This window comes from Cetobacterium sp. NK01, assembly GCF_024506395.1.
GTDB lineage: Bacteria > Fusobacteriota > Fusobacteriia > Fusobacteriales > Fusobacteriaceae > Cetobacterium_A > Cetobacterium_A somerae_A.
In genome coordinates, this window is the sequence record NZ_JANIBO010000001.1 from 16,625 (window position 1) to 40,222 (window position 23,598).

Below are 23,598 nucleotides of genomic sequence, written 5' to 3' on the forward strand. Positions count from 1 at the left end.
ACTCTAGTTAATTTAAAAATGGAGGTGTATCGTTCAAATGTTTAAGAAAATTCTGACTTTTTTTTTACTTTCAGTTAGTATTTTTTCAGCAGAATACACATTGGAAGAGCTAAATAAATTAAAGGAGTTAAACTACATTTCTCAAGAAGACTATGAAATTTTTAAAAATGAGCTACTTGGTACAAGCGAAGGAGAGATGTTGTATTCTTTAAAAGTTAACGACCTAAAAGTTAGTAATATTTATCCAATACTTCAGAGAGATGGTAAAACATTTTTTTCTATTATATCTCTTTTTAATAGTATCGGCTTTACAAACTATAGTGTCTTAAGTGGCATTTTAACTTTCAAATTAGGAGTTGATCTTAGAGAAATAACTATAAATAGTAATAACAATACTATAAAAGGAATTGATTCTCTAAACTCTATAGAAGATAATTTAATAGTTGAAAATAATGATTTTTACCTAGAAGACAATCTATTTAAAGAAGTTTTCCTAAAAAATTATATCATTGACTCTGAAGAGTACAAAGTTGCTATGGATTTATCTTTTGAAACTCCTCAAGAGATAAAAATGTACCTTAGAAATGTACAAGATGGTGTAATAGATTCTCAAAATGCCGGTGAAATTATTTTTGGAAGCAAACGTTCCCTCTTTGATCTAGGAAATGTTGGACTTAATATCGAAGGATATACTGAAAAAACTAATGGAGATAAAAAGTTTAATACTGATTGGATTGGAACAGTTGAATATCAAGGTGGACTTCTTTATGGAGAGTTCACAGTTAACTATGATTTTAGAAATAATGAATTAAATGACACTTCTTTATATTATCCTGATATTTGGAAGCAACACTCTCTTGAAATTAGAAATAATAGATCAGGTGATAATTCTAGAGAATGGGAAATGACATTTAGAAAAGAACGAGGTTTCTTCAGAATTGGAAAAAACTTTGTAATTAGAGAAAATGTCCCTATTGGAAGTAAAGTAGAGCTTCTTTATTTAGGCTTTCCTATAGATGTAAAAGAGGCTGATAATGGCATTGTTGAATTTGATAACCCTGAAATTCAGGAGGATAGACAATATGTGTTAAGAGTTTATACACCAGATGGGAAAATTTATAACATTGATATCAATACTACAAGTGATTATAATCAACAGAAAAAAGGGGAAATTGAGTATGATATAAGTGTTAGAGAAAATCATGAATACAGTAAATTAGAAACAAATGCAAATATATACTACGGTATTACAGAAAACTTCACTGGTGGTTTCAATTACTCTAGAACTGTAGAAACAGACGATAATAAAATAGGATATTTGGATACAATTAGAGGAGAGGCTGTTTATTCTAATACTGCTTTCTCATTTCCTTATACTTTAGTTCTAGGAGGAGACAAAGCTCTTAGTAGTTATAAAAATACTGAAAATTATAGCACTAAAGATAGATACGGTTATGATTATACAGGACAAGTCGATATTAAAGATTTTAGATTCATTATATCTCAACAACATTTCGGAAAATATTTTGAAGAAAAAAAATCTGAAGATTATTCAATTATTTATAGTCCATTTGGAAGCAACTTTCAAATAAATTACAATTGGGAAAAAACTAAGTATTATGAAGGGGATAGAGATAATTATGAATCAATTGGGTTTAACGCAAGTAAAACTTTTAAAGAGCTTTTAGTTAGTTTAGACTATCAAAAATCTTTAAATAGTAAGGATACTTATGGCTTAAATCTTTATTATAACGGTTTAAAAAATTACAATGTACAACTTAGAAATACTTGGAATGAAGATGGTCGGGATTTTGAAACTACTTTAGCTGTAAGTAATAAAAATATGTTTGATATTTTAGATTATACGGTTGAATTTTCCTATAGTGATAAAGAAAAAGAGAAATTTACATTTAGTATTAGCTTAGATTATGATAGTTGGTTTAAAACAGATATCCATGTTAGCGAAAGTTGTCAAATATATTCAGTTGGTGTCGATAAAGTTTTTGACTTAAGAAATCTTTCTAATCCAATTGAAACTATTGATAGTTCAAGGGTTAAAATAACGACATATTTAGATGAAAATAATAATGGAGTTAGAGAAAAACATGAAAAAGTTGTAGATAATGTCGCCGTTAAACTAAGAGAGCAAGAGATTATTACAGATGAAAATGGTGTAGCTTGGTTCCATGGACTTCCTAATGATGTGACATATGATTTAAAACCAACAATTAGAAAACCTAACTATACAATGGGGGATACTAAACTTAAAGTTTTAGGTAGACAAGTTGGAACAATTGAAGCTGAGCTTCCGATAAAACCTATGTTAAACCTTACAGGAATTCTTTTATTTGATAACTCTCTAAAGTTATCTTCTAGTGAAAAAGAAGGCATCTTAGAAAATACACTTATAAAAATAATAAACTCAAAAGGAAAACTTGTTGAGTATATAAATCCTGAATTAGATGGTTCTTTTGAAATAAATGGACTTTTCAGCGAAAAATATACTTTAGAAATTCTTTATACAGGAACTGATTATACAATAAATGGAGTTGCTGAAAATATCCAGTTAAGTTATAAGGAGGATAATAACTATCTTGTTCAATATAAAAATGGTCAATTTAGTCTTGTTAAAAATAAAAAGGAGGAGAAAATATGAAAAAAATTATAGCACTAATATGTTTTTCCATAATACTTGGAAAATTATCATATTCAAATGACCAAAATACTACTACAGAAACTCCTCCTTCTGTAAGTATTCCAATGATTCCAATGATTCCTGCTACACCAACAACAGACACAACTGTTGATGAAGAAGAAAATATAACTGAATGGCAGTTAGAAAAAATCTCTACATTTCATTTAGAAACAAAGGTTAATGTTCTGGTTCCATTAGAAATTATAACTGATGTTGAAATAAAGGCTTTAGTTATAGATAATGCTAAAGTTACAGTTCCTTTTGAATTAGAGATGAATAAAGCTCCTGATAAAAAAGATTTTTATAAACTTAACTACAGTGAAACAGAGATAGATATTGATAGCGATGGGGTTATTGATACAAAGATTTATTCTCCAACTTATATAAATGAAAAAGTTGTAAAAGATAATTACTTAGTTATAGACGGAACAAATATATCTAAAGAGGGTGTTCATAAAAAAAGAGTTTATATTACAGTAGAACTTAAGGAGGAGATTTAATAGTTATGAAAAAAATATTATTTTTAGTTTCCATACTATCAACAATATCCTTTGCAGAGATTAAAGTTAGAATTGTTGAACCTCTTAAATTTAGAGATATCAATAGTACAGAGATTGGACCAAATCAAGTTCTAGCAACATCTCAAATAGAAGTTTATACAGACAATAAAGAGGAAGACATTGGAAAAAGAGTTGTATTTAAATATCCTGATTATCTTTTAATGACCAATAGAAAAAAATGGATAAAGGTAAAAAAAATAGGCATGGAAGTAAAAGAGAATGAGATTATCCTAGAAAGGGAAAGGGTTCCTATAATTTTTTATGCTATTTTAGATAAAAGAGAATTAGATAAGGGTGAAAATATAGAAACAATCGAAGGGGAATATAGTGGAAGCTTTCCTGTTAACTTCTCTGTTTATAGAAGAAAGGATAACTTCCCTGTAACACTTCCAGAACTTGCACCTGCTGACACACCTATGATTTTACCTATTTTTCCACACGAAGATGAAATTAACAAACCTACAATTCTTCCATCTTTTCCACATGAAGAGATACATAGACCAGTAACACTTCCTTTAAATCATAAAGAATAGGGGGATATTTATGAAAAAAAAAATTTTATTGGGATTATTTATTATTTTTACTAATCTATTTTCCGCAGAAAGTAAGCTAGAGTATAAGGTAGATTATTCTCAGGATAATTTTATTGTTGTTACTATTTCAAAGGCAAGTGATACTTCAATTTTAAAAGATTATCATATTATTCAAAGAGAAGAGAGTCTAGAAGAAATTGCTGAAAAATATAAAGTTTCAATTGAAGATTTAGAAAAAATAAATAACATTAGTAGATTTGATAATTTAAAAAAGGGTAAACTTATCTATTTAAAAGAAAAACAAAGGGGGAAAGACAGTGAAAATAAAAAATAAACTTACTTTAACTTTTCTATTTGTCTCTTTTTTGAATATTAGTGCTTCTCATTTTTCACCAGATAATGAGATAAAAACTATTCAAACTCTTCCGAGAAAACCTCAGGGAGCAACATTAGATATTGAAGTTACTAAAGTTAAAACTGAAAAAATAAATGGATTTATTGATGAAAAAAACAAAAAAATAAAAATTGATTTCAGTGATAAAAAAAATGAAAATGCTAAAAAACTTTCACTAGAAGAAAAACAATATGATGTATTTGTATTCGATGATCCAAATGACATTAGCTTCTTTTCTAATACAGGAACAAAGGATAGGCGTTCAATACTAAAATTACCAAAACTTTATGATTATAATTTAGATGAAAGTAACAATAACATTATTTCTGTAAATTATGAAAATAAACCTGAAGCACTTTATGTAGGAATAAGAGATAAAAACAATAACGAAATAAAAAAAATATACAGTGTGGATACAATGATAACTCCAGTAGCTTTCACAGTTGAAAACAGTATAATTTTAGCTAGTCCTTTTGCAGTGTCAAATTCCCTTACGAAAGCATACCCTATGAATAAAGTAGGAGAATTTTACGCTGAAACCTCTCCTGGTGGGAACGAAGTAAATGCATGGAAAGCTAAAGGAGTCTTAGGATCAGCAGCCATCATGGGAAACTATGGTTTACTTGAAGATAATCGATGGGAAAATGGAGAAATTACAATAACTGCAAATGGAAATGAGTTGCCAGCTTATCTTTTTGGTGATGGAATAAAAAAAATCGAACGAATTAAAGTATCAAATAATTCATCTTATTTGGCTTTTAAAAATTCAGCAGGAACTGAAGTCTCGCCATCAAAACCTGCAGAACGAGAAATCACAGGAATAACACTCTTCCTTTCTCAGTATGAAAGTCCTTCTAAGCATTTGGATGTTGGCTTTCCTGCGATTGGTGGATGGAATAGAAAACAACAAACAATTATGTTATCTATAAAAAACTCTTACAATCAAGAGCAAAAAACGTATATTCATATACCTCCTTTAGATCTTGAAGCATTTTATGATAATGCCGGATCTAGTATAAAAATAGACAAAACCGAGGGAAATATTGACACCTTAAGCTTTTGGAAAAATACCGCTAGTGTAACAGCTCCTACTTATGAACATGAACATCAAGGCGCACAAATAACTTTAAGTGATAAGGAAAATGCTGAAAATTTTTCAGAAGACTTCAAAGGACAGCTAGTTTATTTAGGCACAATTAAAACTAAGGACAATATTCCAGCACCCTATATACAGAAAGTAGAAGGTAATACTTCTGAAATAATTTATGCTGGAGGATCTTTTAAGCTCACAGACGAAATTACAGGGGAAACAATATCAGGAAACGTATTATTTGGAGAAAATGCAAGTAATGCAACTAGTACTCCACTTAAATTAGCCGAAGTAATAACAGCAAAAAAGGTATATTTATTGTTACAAAAGAATACTTTAAAAAATGGAACCTTTACAATTACAGCAAAAAACGGTACTTTGCCTGGGGAACGAGTTAGTATTTTAACAATAACACAATCTAACTCTATCGCTCCGGCATTTGAAAATATCATCGATAAACTTACTATAACGTTAACTAAAATTCCAGAGCCTTTTAAAGTAAAAAATGTTATTAATTTAAGTAATCCTGTTGCTCTAACTGGAACATCAACTAATCTGACATCAAGCCAAGGTATTTATCCTTTAAATATAAGTGGATCTTTTACGGCAAAGAATTATTCAGGAGGAGATCCTGTTGGGTATAAAGGTGTTATAGCTAATCAAGGATATATTGAGGGTGGAACTTTAGGTTCTTACGGTTTGATTAAAAATAAAGACTGGAGAACAGATAGGGTTAGCATCTCAGGGGAAATTAATGGAATTCGAATGGGATTTTCACCAGAACAATATGATAGTGCAATAAAGGGAGTTCAACTTATTCAAAATCTTGAACCACGTGGACCATACTTTCAATTTTATGGAACAAGCTTAAATAATGTCATTGTTCCCTCGGCTGAAAAAAAATGGCTTCCTTCAAGCTCATTTTTCTATGCTACAACACCATTTATATCACAATCACAATCAGGAGGATCTACTTATTTATCTTTTGGTTTTGCTAAATGGAACTATAAACTTAATAGATTACTACTTAAATATTCTCTAAGAAGTGTTGACGGTAATACATTTGATCGCTTTCAAGAGACATATATAAATATACCACCTTTTGAACCAGAGGCTTATTATGATAACGTTAATTCGAGCATAAAAATAGATGGGACTAATCAAAATATAGATACTATGAATTTCTGGAGTTCTTCATCTAATACAGCAAGTTATAATCATAATGTAAATGGTAAAGCTATTCATAGTGGGGCTGAAATAGAAAAAGTTTTAGAAAATAATTCTAGTAATACAATGATTGAACTTGGAACAATAAGAGCCAGAGATCTTTTTTATGCTTCTGATTCTCAAGGAGATATCTTAAAATTTTATTCTTCAGGAACACCAATAACCTTAATTGACTCAACTAACAGTGAAAATAAAATTAATGGTCAAATAATTATAAAGGTTAATAACGGTGAATATAGTGAATACAATGCTAAAAATTTAATAACTCAAAATGCTACTATTTACTTAAAACTCTCTGAAGCATTATCAGAATCTAAATCTGGAGATTTTACTCTAACAGCAGGAATGAATACAAATATATTAAGACTTGGACTTAAAGCTAGTGCAAATATACAAAGTGATATTTATGATGACATAATTTCTAAAATCACTCTTAAAATATCACCTCCTAATCTATCTTTCATCGTCGATTATCAACCTAAGGTATTAGATTTTGGAAAAATCCTAAAAGGGAAATTTAATGCCAATGAAGCTAAAACTAGGATAAATATAACTTACGATAATGAGAAGTTAAATGGTTCAAATTTAATTTACGAGCTAGAAAGAGATGGTGGTTCAAAAGGTAGTTACTACAATGATTTTAAACTTTATCAAAACGGAGATAAAGTCTCAGAAAATTTTGCAACAACTGATATTTGGTTAGGAAAAGAAAGCATTCCTAATAAGAATGAACCTAACAAGCGAACAATCGATTTAAACGGTATACTTAAAAGCATTAGTGATAAGGCCCCCGTTGGAAATTATACAAATACAGTTAATATAGTGGTTTCTCTTGAGGAGGCTTTATGAAAATAATAAGTTTATTTATTTTATTAGTACTTATTTTTACAGGCTGTACTAAAGAGGTAGATATTTCAAATTTAATAGTCGGAACAAATGAATTGGTCTATGAAAAGGGGGAGCACTCTCCTTTTTCAGGGACTGCTATTTTAAAAAAAAATAATAACGTGCTTACTCTTTGGAACTACAAAAATGGAAAAGCAAATGGAATTTGCAAAAATTATTATGAAAATGGAAGCTTAAAATTTCTAGGAGAGTTTAAAGATGGACTTCTTAATGGAGTTTTAAGAGAATTCAATAATGATGGAACTTTAATCCTCGAAGAAAATTACTTAAAAGGTTTTTTAAATGGAGAAAAAAAAGAGTTCTATGAAAATGGAACACTTAAAAGTTTAGAAACTTATAAACATGATTTTTTAGATGGTCCTAGGATAACTTACAATAGTGATGGTAAACCTAAAATAAAAGAGATTTATAAATTAGATGAGGCTATCGAAACAATTATCTGGCCAAATGATTAAAAGAGCAACATTACAATAATGATTTTAATATCCAAAATATTAACCTGCCAAAAAGTTTAGCTGAAACCTAGAATATAAAAATCTAGGTTTTTTAGACTTTAATAATATATAAATTAGGAGTAAAAAAATGAAAAAACAAAATTTATTATTCTTTTTAATGATTTTAATATCTAAAACCATATTTGCCAACTTGGATCTTAGTATTGAATCTTTAAAGACAAAATATGACAACGGAGACAGATTATTTTTTAAAGTTCGAGTAACAAATAACTCAGAATCACCTGTTGAAAATCTTCAATTAAAAATGCCTTTAAGCAGTATTATCTCTTCTACTGAAGATGGGATTGAGGATTCTGTTTTCCAAGATTTAAGAAATACACCGCTACCATCTTCTGATGATAGTTTTCATGGAAATTTTGGAACAACTACCGATTTTGAAGCAACTGGAGTTAAAATTCCTGCTGGAGGCTACATAGATTATGAAATTAGTGGAGTCGTAAAAAATAAAATATCAGGAGATATTAAAGGAATAACACTAACTTCTATATTAAACGGAGAGGAAAAAAGTATCTCCTACTCTGATCCACCTATTACAAGAGTTCAGTATGATTATATCGCTACTTTAGAGGCACCTGACACATATTACTCTTTAAATCCTTTTAACTATACAGTTAAAATTACAAATACTGGAGAGGCTAGAATAAAAAACTTATCATTAGATTTACCTACTCCAGATGGATTTACAATTACTCAAATTAATGGAACAGTTATAGGAACTGGAGGAAGTCTAGGAAATTATTCTTCAACTGCACTTACTAATGTTACTGGAGTTAATGTTCCTTTAAATGGTAGTATAACGTACTCTATTTATGGAAAAATCAATGGTGACAAAACAGGAGATTTAGTGGCTAACTTAACAACAGCAGTTAGAAATAATCCTCCAAAAAATGCTAGCAAAACCTCTCTTGAAGGAGAAACTAGATTAAACTTTTCAGAGGTTATTGTTAATCCCACTACTGGTTATAAACCTCTTACCCCTGTTTCTATTGAATTTGTTCTAAATAACACTATTCCTGCTAAACAGGATAATATGACCTTAACATTTAAAGTAGGAAATGATTTAAAAGAAAATGGCAAACCTATTTTTGATACAAGTAACGCTGTTTTAGCTGTGGATAGTGAAAATATTGGTGGAAATAATGGTACCCTTGATAAAACTAACGGAAATCTTATTCTATCAGGATTTTCAATTGATTCAGAAAGAGAAGTTAGATTTAAGGTTAAAGATCTTATTGTTAATAAAGAGATTAGAGGAACAATAAATATTGAAGCTACTTTAACAACTTATGATGGAAAAGAGACAAAAATAAATATACCTATAAACTTTGATAAAACTAAAATTCCTTTAAAAATCTCAGCTAATAATAATGTATCAACAGTTTATATTAAAGATCTACCAGGAGCTATTCCTAGAGATAACGGAAGTATGATTATCGATATAACTAATGTAGGAAATCAAGTAGCTGTGGTAGATGTTGAAGAACAACTAACTAGTATTAAAGGAAAGTTAGCTTTTGCAAAATCTGATAATCCCTTACAAGATCCAACAGATATACCTATAGATGATGTTATACTAGAAACTCAAATAACTTCAAGATATTTAAATAGCTCTAATGGTGTTGTAGCTACACCTCTTTATAATACCTCAATTTATACAAGCGGAGTAGGAAATGTAAACACTCCAGAAATTGAGAATAAATCAAACTTAAAAGATGAGATTGTTTTAAAACCTGGTGATAGAATTCAGTATCTCATTAAAGTTAGATTAAAAAATGGAGTAGTTTCCGCCGTTAATTTAGAAAATAACAAAGAGATTCGATTCTCAAATAAAATAAAAGAAATTGGAGATTCTAATTATGTTGAAAACTATAATTTTGCATATGTTCCTATTTCTTGGGTAGCCGTAGGAGTTGCTAAAACAAATATTTCAACTCATTATAATTCAGGAGGAGAAATTGAATATCGTATCCATATTACAAACCCTCGTCCAGATTTTTCTGATAATAATTATAAAATAGAATATAACCTAAAGGGAATTTTAACTAGCTCTCTTCCAAATGGAAACAAAGCCCCAGCCTTTGAAGATTGGAGTATTACTAGAACATCTATTAATGAGAATGCTGCAAGTAAGGCTATTAAAACAGAGAATGGTTATGAAATTATCTGCGATATCCTTCCTGGAGGAGATATTGAATACATTCTTACGGGAAAAACTAATAAAGCAGCTATAGGACTTATAACTGATGGCGTAACAGGAGAAGGAGTTAAACTTTTAAAACCTAAATTAGACATTAATATGAGTGTTGACAAAAATGAGTATCAACCTGGACAATCCCTTATCTATACACTATCAATAGATAACAAAAGTGATAATGTATATGCAGGTCTACCTATTGAATTTAATTTTAATAATATTAAAACAGAAATTGTTGAGGGATTAAAAGCAGAACTAAAAGAAGGCCTTGCTTATAAAAATTGGACAGTAGTAGCTAAAATATATGATTCTAATGGCAATATAATACCTATAAATGAATTTTCTAATCCTGGATTTACAGGAACTTTATCTGGAACTTTACCTGATGATTTTCCTCAAAATATAAAAGCAGTTATTGATGGAAAATCAAAAATAGAGTATATCGTAACAGCTACAATTAATGAAAATGCAGTAGGAAGAATTGAGAATAGTGCTAAAGTTGGAGAATTTGGAATTATTAGCGATAGCGGAAGTGTAAAAAAACAATCTCAATTAAGTATACAAAAAACAGTTGATCAACCAGATTATGCTCATGGGGACAATACTTTAGTCTTTACAATAAAGGTTTCTAATGCAACTGATGCAGGATATGCTCCTGGTATAAGAGTAGAGGATCTTTTAGAAAATGTTAAAGTAGAATCAATAAGCAATACAAATACAGAAACAATAAATGAAAATAGAGAACCTAAAAATTTTGTTTCCCCTTTTGCTAGTTGGACAATTGACGTACCAACTCTAAGAGGAGAAGGGACAAGAAGTCTTATGTCAGCTTCTATGAGAAGTTCTAATTTAAATGATATTATAAATATCCCAAGCGGTGGTGAAGTAGAATATAAAATTATTACTGAACTTTCCAAATTTGGACAAGAAAATAAAAAGTCTATTCCTTGGAGCGATATTTTGAGTGCTGCTACAATAACCGAACCAGATAATTCTGTTAAAACAGCTACAGTTACAGTTAAAGCTAAAAAGCCAAATTTAATTATATCAAAATCATCTAATTATACAGGTGGTTCGGAATTAAATTATACAATAGCTATTCATAACGCTGGAAATGGATTTGCAAATAATATTGAAGTAATGGATGAAATTAGTAAATTAATGCCTGATAATTCAGGTAAATTAGCATTTCTTCCAGAATGGACAATAAGTGCAGCTAAAAATCCAGGAAACCCTGGAACTACAATTGGAAGCTTTGAAAACAATAAAGATCTAAATACAGTTATTGATATAGCACCAGGTGATACTGTAACATATACAATTACAGCTAAAAGAGATATAGAATCACACGGTATTCTTACTAATACTGCAACCGTTAAAGATACTATAACAGACGTATCTCAAACAGCCTCTGTGACAGTTAATCTACCTGAAGGAGAAGGAGAAGGAGAAGTTCTAGGATCTTTAACTTTTAAAAAGAGATCTGACAATAATTTTTTCTATCCTAGACAAAAGAAAATTTATTATATTGATTTAAAAAATCTTTCTGATAAACCTTTAAATAATTTAAAAGTTTTAGATGATTTAAATATAGAAGGAACTTACGCCAACTTAAATACTACTCCCGGAGGAACGAATGTAAATGACGTTGGAGAACAGCCGTTCTTTACAGGAAAGAAGGTTTGGAAAAAAGCTGGAAATAATAGTGAAGTTGAAGTAACATTAACTTCAGGAAATTTAGAGGATACTGTTTCTTTAAATCCAAATGAAACTATTACATATAGAGTAGAAGTAGATATTGCTGATAAAATTGTCAATTCTACATTGAAAAATACTGCACAACTTTATTATAACTCAAGCAAAATTGCAGAAAGTTATATAATTGCTAATAAAGATTCTACACTAGGTGGCGTATATAGAGATGTTAACACTGTAAAATATAAACCTGGGGATGAAATTATTTATACTATCGGATTTAAATCTTTAGGTCCTGGATATTTAAATAACTATCCTATAGAAGAAAAGCTATTGGAAGATATGTCTGTTGGTCTTTTTAGTGGGGGAAAAGGACATCCTTTTGTCAATTCAAATGGGGAGACTCAGTTTACAGTTACTCTTACTAAAGCAGCTGAAAAAAGTGGAACTGCAGCTCACTATACTAGTGGTCCTAGCGATAATAAAAATATAATAGGAACTACTGATATTGAAGAGGGAGATTCATTTGAATTCCAAGTTAAAGGAAGAGTTAGAGAAGATGCTATAGGAGATATAGTTTATAATGAAACAGCTATAAAACCTGAATCTGCATCTATAACAGGTACTATGAGAAGTGGTACTCCTAACTATACTCCTGGAAAATCAACACGTTATATTCTTACTTTAAATAACGACACTGATCTTAATTTAACAAATATACCTGTTTATGTAGATTTTAAAAATACAAAAGTTAAAAATTATTTAGGAAATCTAGAGAATGCTTTTACAGAGATAAATTTTGTTTCATCTACAAGTAACACTGGATCAACTAACTTTAAAGATGGTATTTTAAATGATCGTATAAGCATTTCAAAGGGAACTACAGCTACATATATATTTGATGTTATAAATAGTGAAACTGCTGTGGGTGAGATTAATGTAAAATATAATATAAATGAAAAAGAAGCTTTAAGCGTTATTCAGCCTATTGATTTTAACATAAAAATTTCTAATACCGGTATTTCATCTAAAGAAATAGATGGAACAGTATCTGCTGCCCCTAATTTTTACACTCCTGGTGGTACAGTTCAATACAGTGTAAAAATTGAAAACACTGGAGATGCTATAGCCACTATAAAGGAATTTAAAGATGATTTTTCAACAGTGACTACGCAAGGAATAACTACAGCTAGTGACAACGTATTAGTTCCAGCTTTTAAAAGCTGGAAAATTGTTGACGTAAAACCAATAGGTAAATATACCACTGAAGGAAATCCAACATCTGATGAAGTAGGAGTTAAAGCCTCTCCTACAATTTCTCCTGGAGGATCAATTGAATATATTATAGAGGCTGTTATGGCTGATAATATTTATAAAAACGTAAAAACTAGAGCAGTTGTAACTGATTTTAAAAATGAAACTTATATTGGAATCAATGATAGAATTGCCCCTTCTGCTGAATACTATATTACCAAAACTCCTCTAAGGGGAACATATGTTCCTGGACAATATATTACTTATACAATAACATTGGGAAACAAATGGGGATCATACCTTATACTTAATCAAAGTCATATAAAATATGAGATTAGTAAAATTTTAGCCGAATATGCTCCTGCTGATGTAGTAGGTAGTAAAAAATTTCCATTTGAAGATGACTATACTATAACTCTTAAACAATCCACTGGACTTGAAGGTTTAAAAGCTTATAATTATCCTACAAGTCAAAGCTTTGGAATTAACGGAGTTCAAACAGGAGGAGATTTAATCTTACCAAGAGTTAATATCTCTCCAAGAGGAACTTTAGTTTTTGAAGTTAAAGCTAAAGTTAAAAGTGATATAGTCGGTGATATTGTAAGTACTTTATATAGTACTTATGGATCTAATAGAGTTCTTACATCAACTTATACTCCTGAGCCAGGAAAGGTTGAAGGTATTAAAAAAATAGCTGACATAATGAGAGTAGATGGCAAAACTGTTCCGTTTGGACAAGGAACTAAAGTTAATCCAGGTGATACAGTTATTTACAAAGTCACTGCTAAAAATACAGGAACTGGAATTATTAGAGATGCCTTTAATCATGATGATCTTAAACCAGCAACAACTAAATTATCAGATGGAACTGATGGAATGGTTTTTGATGACCTTACAAAATTTGAAGTTACTTCTGAAGTAAAAAGAGATGATGGACAAAATCCGAGTACAAGATCTAATCCTATAAAAGGAAACTTCTCTTTTACTGATAGTTTCAATTGGTATCCTGGAGATATAGTAGAATATACAATAAAAGCTAAGACAAAAGAAATTGCTACAAATGCCTATGCAAGCAATGGAAATAACGGAATTATGCCGAATGTTATATATCTAGGAAATGATAATACTCAAATAGCTTCTACTAGAGCTGATATTGCTAGCGGCAATTTAGCAGTTAAAAAAGAGGTTATTTCTATCGGTGGAGTTGGTCAAGGAGAGGTCCCTGATATTTATAGAAGAGGAGAAAGTATAAAATACAGGGTAAGTATTGAAAACAAAGGTAGTGGATTTGCTTATGAAATCCCTGTAACAGATTCTTTATCTCAAATAAAAACAGATCATACAGGTGGAGCAGAAGGTCAGGCATTTTCAACATGGACATTCTCAACACCTTCTGTGACATATGGAGATGATAGATATATTGGAAAAACAATTGTACGTTCTTTTACAAATAATGCAGATTTAAATACAACAATGACAATTGCTCCAAAATCTAAAGTGGAATTTGAAATTACCACAGTAGCTCACACTAGTGCTTTAGGGAGTATTCAAAATGTTATTTCTGTAGATGGAAATACTTATAATTCACCAGAACTTAATACAATCAAGGGATTTGTTTTTGGACATAAGCAAGTTAAAATGGATACAGACTCTGGTTATAAAAATAATTCAATTTATAAACCAGGACAAAAATTTAACTTTAGAATTACTCTTAAAAATGAAAATACTGACTTAGAAATTAACGAACTCTTTTTTAAAGACGACATTCCTAATTTAAGAGTTCAAACTCCTGAAGGACTTAAGTTTCCGTTTAAGGATGGGTATAAAATCAACTTAGTTGCTGGTGGCGGAAGTTACATTCCGTCAGCAAATCCTGATAAGACAATAGATATGGAAGGAATCATAGTCGGAGCAGGACAAACAATTACTACTACAATTAGTGGGGAAATTATTGATGATGCCATTGGAGATATAGTCAATACTGCAAGTTATAGCTATGGAACTAACTCTAACACAACAACAAGTATAATTAAACCAACATTAGGAAATGTTAATATATCTAAATCTGTGGATAAACAAGAGTATATTCCTGGTGATGAATTAACTTATACTATCACTATTGGAAATAATAGCGATGGTTGGGCAGCAGGAATTAATATAGTTGATGAAATATCAAAAATAGAGACTAAGTTTGCTGATGGAACAACTGCACCAGCTTTTGAAGAGAATTGGGCATGGAAGCTAGAAGAAGATACCTCTTGGAATACAGTAACTGGAGATTTAGATACTTCAATAAATGTTTCTCCAAGAGCAGAGAAAAAGATTTTCATTAAAGCTAAATTAAAACCTAATACTATTGGAGAAATAAAAAATACTGTTAGATTTGTTTATAAAGAGCAATCTGGAGATTCTAGCATAATATCTACTCCAAAAAATGCTCCAACAAATGAAATAGACATATACAAAGAAGCCAACTCTATTACATATTTCCCTAATGGAGAATTATCATATTATATAATGATAACGAATAGGAGTAAAAGTTTTGCACAAAATATTGCTGTTAAAGACTTGATTAGTGGAGTGACATCAAGCGCAAGTGGAGAATTAAATCCAATTCCTGTATTCTCAACATGGACAGTAGATATTGAAAGTAAGGGAGATAATTCATCTACTACTAAAACATACCCAAGACCAGAAAAGGAAGACTTGCAAGATACATTGTTGATAGCACCTGGAGAGCAAATAATATTTAAAGTTACAGGAAGAGTTAAAGACAATATAACTGGTGTAATTGAGAATATGGCTACTATAACATTACCCGACGGATCATTGAAGGGATCGGGAGCAGAAGTTGATCAACCTCCAGCACAATACGATGAATTGGATATTGAAAAGATTGGACCTGATAACTATGTGCCTGGTGAAGAACTAGCATATACAGTCAGCATAACAAACAACAGTGAAAGCTTCGCGCAAAATGTTGCTATTGAAGACTTGATTAGTGAAGTGACATCAAGCGCAAGTGGAGAGGCAAATCCAATTCCTGTATTCTCAACATGGACAGTAGATATAAGTAAGGGAGCTAATTCATCCACTACTAAAATATACCCAAGACCAGAAAAGGAAGATTTACAAGATACTTTAACAATAGCTCCAGGAGATACTGTAACATTTACTATTTCAGGAACTGTTAAAGAAAACATTACAGAAGATATCATAAATACAGCTACTATGACTTATGCTGGTGAAGAGACAGTTGTTGATACAACAGCAGCACCAACACCTGGAATAGTGACAATCACTAAAACAGTTGATAAGGGCATCTATGATTACAGATCAGATACTTCTGATATCCTTACATATACAGTTACGCTTTCGAACAGCGGAACTGGATGGGCAACAGGAGTTCGAGTGACAGACCTGATTAGTGAAATTAAAACAGATTTCGTAGATGGAACTGAAAAAACACAGGCCTTTGCAAGCTGGGCTGTATATGAAGGAGCAACTCTTCTTGGAGAAAAAATAAATCTAGACAAGACAGTAGTTCTTGCTCCTACAGATAAAGACGGATCTACAAAGACCTTCACGATAATAGCGAAGCTTAACCCGGGAGCAATGGGAGAAGTTAGCAATACAGCAAGCTATACATACAAAGGTGAAACTGATGATTCTGAACCAGCTGTATCTAACCCGGCACCTTCAGCGATAGGAGTAACTAAGTCAGTTAGCGGACCGTATACACCTGGACAGTCTCTGACTTATACGATAAATGTTGAAAATACTGGAAAAACACCACTTAAGAATCTAGTTATTACAGATGCACTTAAGGATGTAATGGTTGAAGGAACTGAAAGATCTATCAATGCCTTTACAACTTGGACAGTAACAAGCGTAACAGGAGGAAATATTACTTCAATAGCTCCAGCGCTTAATACTTCTAGTACAACTGATGATGTTGTAATAGAAGGAAACTTAGAAGTTGGAGCAACAGTAACAGTGGTAGTAGAAGCTACTGTAAACGTAGGAAGCCCTGAAACAGGATACCCTACTGGAACAATCACAAACACTGCCAAGGCAGATGCAGCCAATGCGGAGGAAAATAGCGGAAACGTTGATTCCAACTTAGGCGATGCTGCAACTGGAGATATCATAATCACAAAAGCAGTTGATAAAGCAGCATATGTTTCAGAGGACACTATCACATACACTGTAACAGTAGAAAACAAAGGTGTTACAGCTGTTAAAGGATTAGTTATCACTGACGCAATTACAGGTATCACAACTGAGTTTGCTGATGGAAGAACTGAAAATAAAGAAGCTTTCGCATCTTGGAAGATAGACGGTGTAGCATCTACAGAAGATTTAAGCGCAACAATCGCCTTGAACCCAGGAGAAAGGGAAATATTTACAATAGCAGGAAAACTTAAACCGGGAGCAATAGGAACAGTAGCAAATACAGCAAGCTATATATACAAAACAAATGATCCTGTTATCTCTAACCAAGTTATTTCTGTCCCTAAAGACCCTGCAACTGGAGATATCGAAATCACAAAAGCAGTTGATAAAGAAACATATGTTTCAGAGGATACTATCACATATACTGTAACAGTAGAAAACAAAGGTGCTGTAGCTGTTAAAGGATTAGTTATCACTGACGCAATTAAAGATATCACAACAGAGTTTGCGGATGGAAGTAATGCACAAGCTTTCGCATCTTGGACTATAGACGGTGTAGTATCTACAGAAGATTTAAGCACAACAATCAACTTGGATAAAGACGAAAGTAAAGTATTTACAATAGCAGGAACACTTAAACCGGGAGCAATAGGAACAGTAGCAAATACAGCAAGCTATACATACAAAACAAATGCTCCTGTTATCTCTAACGAAGTTATTTCAGTCCCTGCAGATCCAGCAACTGGAGATATCAAAATCAAAAAAGCAGTTGATAAAGCAACATATGTTTCAGAGGATACTATCACATATACTGTAACAGTAGAAAACAAAGGTGCTGTAGCTGTTAAAGGATTAGTTATCACTGACGCAATTAAAGATATCACAACAGAGTTTGCGGATGGAAGTAATGCACAAGCTTTCGCATCTTGGACTATAGACGGTGTAGTATCTACAGAAGATTTAAGCACAACAATCAACTTGGATAAAGACGAAAGTAAAGTATTTACAATAGCAGGAACACTTAAACCGGGAGCAATAGGAACAGTAGCAAATACAGCAAGCTATACATACAAAACAAATGCTCCTGTTATCTCTAACGAAGTTATTTCAGTCCCTGCAGATCCAGCAACTGGAGATATCAAAATCAAAAAAGCAGTTGATAAAGCAACATATGTTTCAGAGGATACTATCACATATACTGTAACAGTAGAAAACAAAGGTGCTGTAGCTGTTAAAGGATTAGTTATCACTGACGCAATTAAAGATATCACAACAGAGTTTGCGGATGGAAGTAATGCACAAGCTTTCGCATCTTGGACTATAGACGGTGTAGTATCTACAGAAGATTTAAGCACAACAATCAACTTGGATAAAGACGAAAGTAAAGTATTTACAATAGCAGGAACACTTAAACCGGGAGCAATAGGAACAGTAGCAAATACAGCAAGCTATACATACAAAACAAATGCTCCTGTTATCTCTAACGAAGTTATTTCAGTCCCTGCAGATCCAGCAACTGGAGATATCAAAATCAAAAAAGCAGTTGATAAAGCAACATATGTTTCAGAGGATACTATCACATATACTGTAACAGTAGAAAACAAAGGTGCTGTAGCTGTTAAAGGATTAGTTATCACTGACGCAATTAAAGATATCACAACAGAGTTTGCGGATGGAAGTAATGCACAAGCTTTCGCATCTTGGACTATAGACGGTGTAGTATCTACAGAAGATTTAAGCACAACAATCAACTTGGATAAAGACGAAAGTAAAGTATTTACAATAGCAGGAACACTTAAACCGGGAGCAATAGGAACAGTAGCAAATACAGCAAGCTATACATACAAAACAAATGCTCCTGTTATCTCTAACGAAGTTATTTCAGTCCCTGCAGATCCAGCAACTGGAGATATCAGAATCAAAGAGCAGTTGATAAAGCAACATATGTTTCAGAGGATACTATCACATATACTGTAACAGTAGAAAACAAAGGTGCTGTAGCTGTTAAAGGATTAGTTATCACTGACGCAATTAAAGATATCACAACAGAGTTTGCGGATGGAAGTAATGCACAAGCTTTCGCATCTTGGACTATAGACGGTGTAGTATCTACAGAAGATTTAAGCACAACAATCAACTTGGATAAAGACGAAAGTAAAGTATTTACAATAGCAGGAACACTTAAACCGGGAGCAATAGGAACAGTAGCAAATACAGCAAGCTATACATACAAAACAAATGCTCCTGTTATCTCTAACGAAGTTATTTCAGTCCCTGCAGATCCAGCAACTGGAGATATCAAAATCAAAAAGCAGTTGATAAAGCAACATATGTTTCAGAGGATACTATCACATATACTGTAACAGTAGAAAACAAAGGTGCTGTAGCTGTTAAAGGATTAGTTATCACTGACGCAATTAAAGATATCACAACAGAGTTTGCGGATGGAAGTAATGCACAAGCTTTCGCATCTTGGACTATAGACGGTGTAGTATCTACAGAAGATTTAAGCACAACAATCAACTTGGATAAAGACGAAAGTAAAGTATTTACAATAGCAGGAACACTTAAACCGGGAGCAATAGGAACAGTAGCAAATACAGCAAGCTATACATACAAAACAAATGCTCCTGTTATCTCTAACGAAGTTATTTCAGTCCCTGCAGATCCAGCAACTGGAGATATCAAAATCAAAAAAGCAGTTGATAAAGCAACATATGTTTCAGAGGATACTATCACATATACTGTAACAGTAGAAAACAAAGGTGCTGTAGCTGTTAAAGGATTAGTTATCACTGACGCAATTAAAGATATCACAACAGAGTTTGCGGATGGAAGCAATGCACAAGCTTTCGCATCTTGGACTATAGACGGTGTAGAATCTACAGAAGATTTAAGCGCAACAATCAACTTGGATAAAGACGAAAGCAAAGTATTTACAATAGCAGGAAAACTTAACTTAGGAGCAATAGGAACAGTAGCAAATACAGCAAGCTATACATACAAAACAAATGCTCCTGTTATCTCTAACGAAGTTATTTCAGTCCCTGCAGATCCAGCAACTGGAGATATCAAAATCAAAAAAGCAGTTGATAAAGCAACATATGTTTCAGAGGATACTATCACATATACTGTAACAGTAGAAAACAAAGGTGCTGTAGCTGTTAAAGGATTAGTTATCACTGACGCAATTAAAGATATCACAACAGAGTTTGCGGATGGAAGCAATGCACAAGCTTTCGCATCTTGGACTATAGACGGTGTAGAATCTACAGAAGATTTAAGCGCAACAATCAACTTGGATAAAGACGAAAGCAAAGTATTTACAATAGCAGGAAAACTTAACTTAGGAGCAATAGGAACAGTAGCAAATACAGCAAGCTATACATACAAAACAAATGATCCTGTTATCTCTAACGAAGTTATTTCAGTCCCTGCAGATCCAGCAACTGGAGATATCAAAATCAAAAAAGCAGTTGATAAAGCAACATATGTTTCAGAGGATACTATCACATATACTGTAACAGTAGAAAACAAAGGTGCTGTAGCTGTTAAAGGATTAGTTATCACTGACGCAATTAAAGATATCACAACAGAGTTTGCGGATGGAAGCAATGCACAAGCTTTCGCATCTTGGACTATAGACGGTGTAGAATCTACAGAAGATTTAAGCGCAACAATCAACTTGGATAAAGATGAAAGCAAAGTATTTACAATAGCAGGAAAACTTAACTTAGGAGCAATAGGAACAGTAGCAAATACAGCAAGCTATACATACAAAACAAATGATCCTGTTATCTCTAACCAAGTTATTTCAACTCAACAATTAGGAGATCCAAATAGCCTAAAAATTATTAAAACTGTAGATAAGGATACTTTTGACAATGGAGACAGCAATATTCCATTAACATACACAATTAGATTACAAAATGATGGACCTACTAATTTCACAAATGTTTCAATAAAAGATTTTATTTCTGAAATTTCAGGAATAAATTCAAAAGGCGAAATTGTAAATCCATTTAACGGTAAGTGGAATATAGAAATTTCTTCTTATCAAGGAGTATTCGGAGCATTCTTAGAAAAAGATTTAGATCCAGATAAAGATTTAAATATAAATTTATCTATATTAAAAGGCGGATTTATTGAATTTAAAATAAAGACAGAAGTTATAGCTGGATTTGTAGATGATATAACTAATAGAGTTTATTTATATCTAGACAATAAAGAGATTAATAGCTCAGAAACTACAACTCTTTCTGGAGCACCATTACTTGCTATTACGAAATCTGTTATAACTGAATCAGAAGCTGTTTTACTTTCAAAAAATACTGAGATTAAGACAATTGGTAATGGCGATAAACTTATATATGTTACAAAAATTGAAAATAACTCTAATATTACAGCTCATAATGTTAAAGTAGTTTCAGATTTATATAATTTAAAGGTTAAATCGGGTGATAATTTCTTAGATTTAGATAAAATTAAATTGTTAAAAATTTTAAGTTCTACAGGAGATTCTGTTACTTATGAGATTGGAACTACAAGTGGAGAAATTATCATTGATAACATATCTCCTAATTCATATGTTACTATCGAAGTAGAAGGATTTGTAAATGATACTGCACATTTAACAATAGGAGAATTAATAACTTCAGTTTCAACAGCTCAATATAATCAAAAAAATGAAGGTAATAATGGTAGAGCTTTATTTTCTGTTGGATTAGGACCTATTATTAAAAGTAATGATGTCATTTTAACTCCTATAACTCCAAAATTAGAGTTAGTAAAAGAAATTAGTGTTCAAAACTCCGATAAAACGATTTATCCAGGAGACGCGATAGAATATACTCTTTCTATTAAGAATAATACAAATTTAAATATATATAAAACACCTGAAGGAAAATCAGTAACTATAACTGATGCAATAAATAAAATTACTTCAAGTTATGAAACAAAAGTATTTACTGATATAAAAATCCAGAGTGTTTTAGCTAATGGAAATCCTCTTGATTATACTGGAAATATATCAGATACTGATGATACTATAACTCTTTCATATATACCTAAACAAAGCGAGGTTATTGTAACAATCTCTGCTAAAGTAAGTGAAAATGCTATATTTAAAGCAGAAGAGGAAATAACAAATATATTCACAACAAGTTACGATAATCTTGAAGCTGAAGTTTCTGTAAAAGCAAATATGGAAAATGCAATAATAATTAATAAAACAACACCTATAAAAGAGACATCTGTTGGTAAATTTGTTCCATATACAATAAGTGTAACAAATAACCAAAAGAATAATGCTAACAATATTTTCTTAAAAGATATACTTCCTGCTGGATTTAAATATCAAGAAGATTCAGCAATTTTAGTTGATTCTTCTGAAAATAAGGAAAAAATAAAAGTTGAAGGTGTTAGAACATTAAATATTGGACCATTTAGTGTAAAATCTGGAGAAACAGTAGAAATAACTTATTTAGCAAAAGTTTCTGTAGGAGTAGTAAATGGTAAATATATCAATAGAGCAGTTGCTATTAATTCAGGTGGAAATACAATTTCAAATGAATCTACTGCTAAAGTATATGTTATAGAGGACAAACTTTTCCAAACATCAACTATTCTTGGTAAAGTATTTAATGACATTGATGGTGATGGATATCAAGATCCAGCTGAAGCTAGCAAAATAAAAATATATCATTCTAATGAAAAGCAACCAATATCAATAAAGAAAGTTCTTCCAGGAAGAAAAAGTTCAAAAGAGGATTTAAGTGAAAATACTGAAATAGTTTACTTAAAACTTGAATCTCCTGAAAAACTTCAAGATGTTAGAGTAACAACTGCTGAAGGAACTGATATAACAATTACAAAAGATGGAAAAGTTATTCAAAACCACACTGGACTTGTTAAAAATGGAATGTCTGGACAAAACATTGTTGTTAACAGAAAAGTGATGAAAACTAAAGATAAAAAACCAGTTTATAAAAATGTAACAAATAAAGGTAAAGAAGCTGTTATAGCTTATTACGATATTCCTGAACAAATTGTTTATGTTGAAGTAATTACAATTATAAATACAGGAGTTCAAGAAGTTGGAATACCAGGAGTTAGATTAGCTACAGTTGAAGGACTAATTATTGAAACTGATCAATATGGTAGATATCATATTCCTGAGGTTTCATCTAGTAAAGGTAAAAACTTTATAATCAAAGTTGATCCAACAACTTTACCTCAAGGTTTTGATTTTACTACAGAAAATCCAAAAGTTTTAAAACTTGGAAATGTACCTGTTAAAGCTAACTTTGGAGTAAAAAACAAAAATACTAAACTAAGCAACAATAAGGAGGGGAGATAGA

General features: G+C 31.5%; 9 protein-coding genes. All 9 read left to right on the forward strand.

Features of this window, described 5'->3' with window-relative positions; all coding sequences use genetic code 11:
• The first annotated feature begins 37 nt into the window (after positions 1–37).
• The gene (locus tag NON08_RS00105; protein WP_256689511.1) at positions 38–2,656 is read left to right on the forward strand and encodes a hypothetical protein; all 2,619 of its coding nucleotides are present in this window, start codon (positions 38–40) and stop codon (positions 2,654–2,656) included.
• Positions 2,653–3,195, forward strand: coding sequence for a hypothetical protein (locus NON08_RS00110; protein WP_256689512.1), 543 nt, complete (start codon positions 2,653–2,655; stop codon positions 3,193–3,195). The genes NON08_RS00105 and NON08_RS00110 overlap by 4 nt, the downstream gene beginning before the upstream one ends.
• 5 nt (positions 3,196–3,200) lie before the next feature.
• On the forward strand, positions 3,201–3,788 hold the full coding sequence (locus NON08_RS00115; protein ID WP_256689513.1) for a hypothetical protein: 588 nt from the start codon (positions 3,201–3,203) through the stop codon (positions 3,786–3,788).
• A gap of 10 nt (positions 3,789–3,798) precedes the next feature.
• On the forward strand, positions 3,799–4,122 hold the full coding sequence (locus tag NON08_RS00120) for a LysM peptidoglycan-binding domain-containing protein (protein WP_256689514.1): 324 nt from the start codon (positions 3,799–3,801) through the stop codon (positions 4,120–4,122).
• Complete coding sequence (locus NON08_RS00125) at positions 4,106–7,348, forward strand: hypothetical protein (protein WP_256689515.1); 3,243 nt, start codon at positions 4,106–4,108, stop codon at positions 7,346–7,348. Before NON08_RS00120 ends, NON08_RS00125 begins: the two co-directional genes overlap by 17 nt.
• Positions 7,345–7,860 (forward strand): toxin-antitoxin system YwqK family antitoxin, encoded by a 516-nt coding sequence (locus tag NON08_RS00130; protein ID WP_256689516.1) that lies wholly within the window; start codon positions 7,345–7,347, stop codon positions 7,858–7,860. The genes NON08_RS00125 and NON08_RS00130 overlap by 4 nt, the downstream gene beginning before the upstream one ends.
• A 127-nt stretch (positions 7,861–7,987) precedes the next feature.
• A complete protein-coding gene (locus NON08_RS00135; protein ID WP_256689517.1) occupies positions 7,988–19,216 on the forward strand; it encodes a DUF11 domain-containing protein in 11,229 nt (3,742 codons plus the stop codon).
• A complete protein-coding gene (locus NON08_RS00140; protein ID WP_256691195.1) occupies positions 19,201–19,602 on the forward strand; it encodes a DUF11 domain-containing protein in 402 nt (133 codons plus the stop codon). Before NON08_RS00135 ends, NON08_RS00140 begins: the two co-directional genes overlap by 16 nt.
• Positions 19,587–23,597 (forward strand): DUF11 domain-containing protein, encoded by a 4,011-nt coding sequence (locus tag NON08_RS14995; protein WP_256691196.1) that lies wholly within the window; start codon positions 19,587–19,589, stop codon positions 23,595–23,597. Before NON08_RS00140 ends, NON08_RS14995 begins: the two co-directional genes overlap by 16 nt.
• The last annotated feature ends 1 nt before the right edge of the window (position 23,598 follow it).

Bases quoted from the DNA above. Each gene is read 5' to 3' on its own strand.
- NON08_RS00120 (WP_256689514.1), top strand. From the start codon at position 3,799: ATGAAAAAAAAAATTTTATTGGGATTATTTATTATTTTTACTAATCTA.
- NON08_RS00130 (WP_256689516.1), top strand. From the start codon at position 7,345: ATGAAAATAATAAGTTTATTTATTTTATTAGTACTTATTTTTACAGGC.
- NON08_RS00110 (WP_256689512.1), top strand. From the start codon at position 2,653: ATGAAAAAAATTATAGCACTAATATGTTTTTCCATAATACTTGGAAAA.
- NON08_RS00135 (WP_256689517.1), top strand. From the start codon at position 7,988: ATGAAAAAACAAAATTTATTATTCTTTTTAATGATTTTAATATCTAAA.
- NON08_RS00115 (WP_256689513.1), top strand. From the start codon at position 3,201: ATGAAAAAAATATTATTTTTAGTTTCCATACTATCAACAATATCCTTT.
- NON08_RS00105 (WP_256689511.1), top strand. From the start codon at position 38: ATGTTTAAGAAAATTCTGACTTTTTTTTTACTTTCAGTTAGTATTTTT.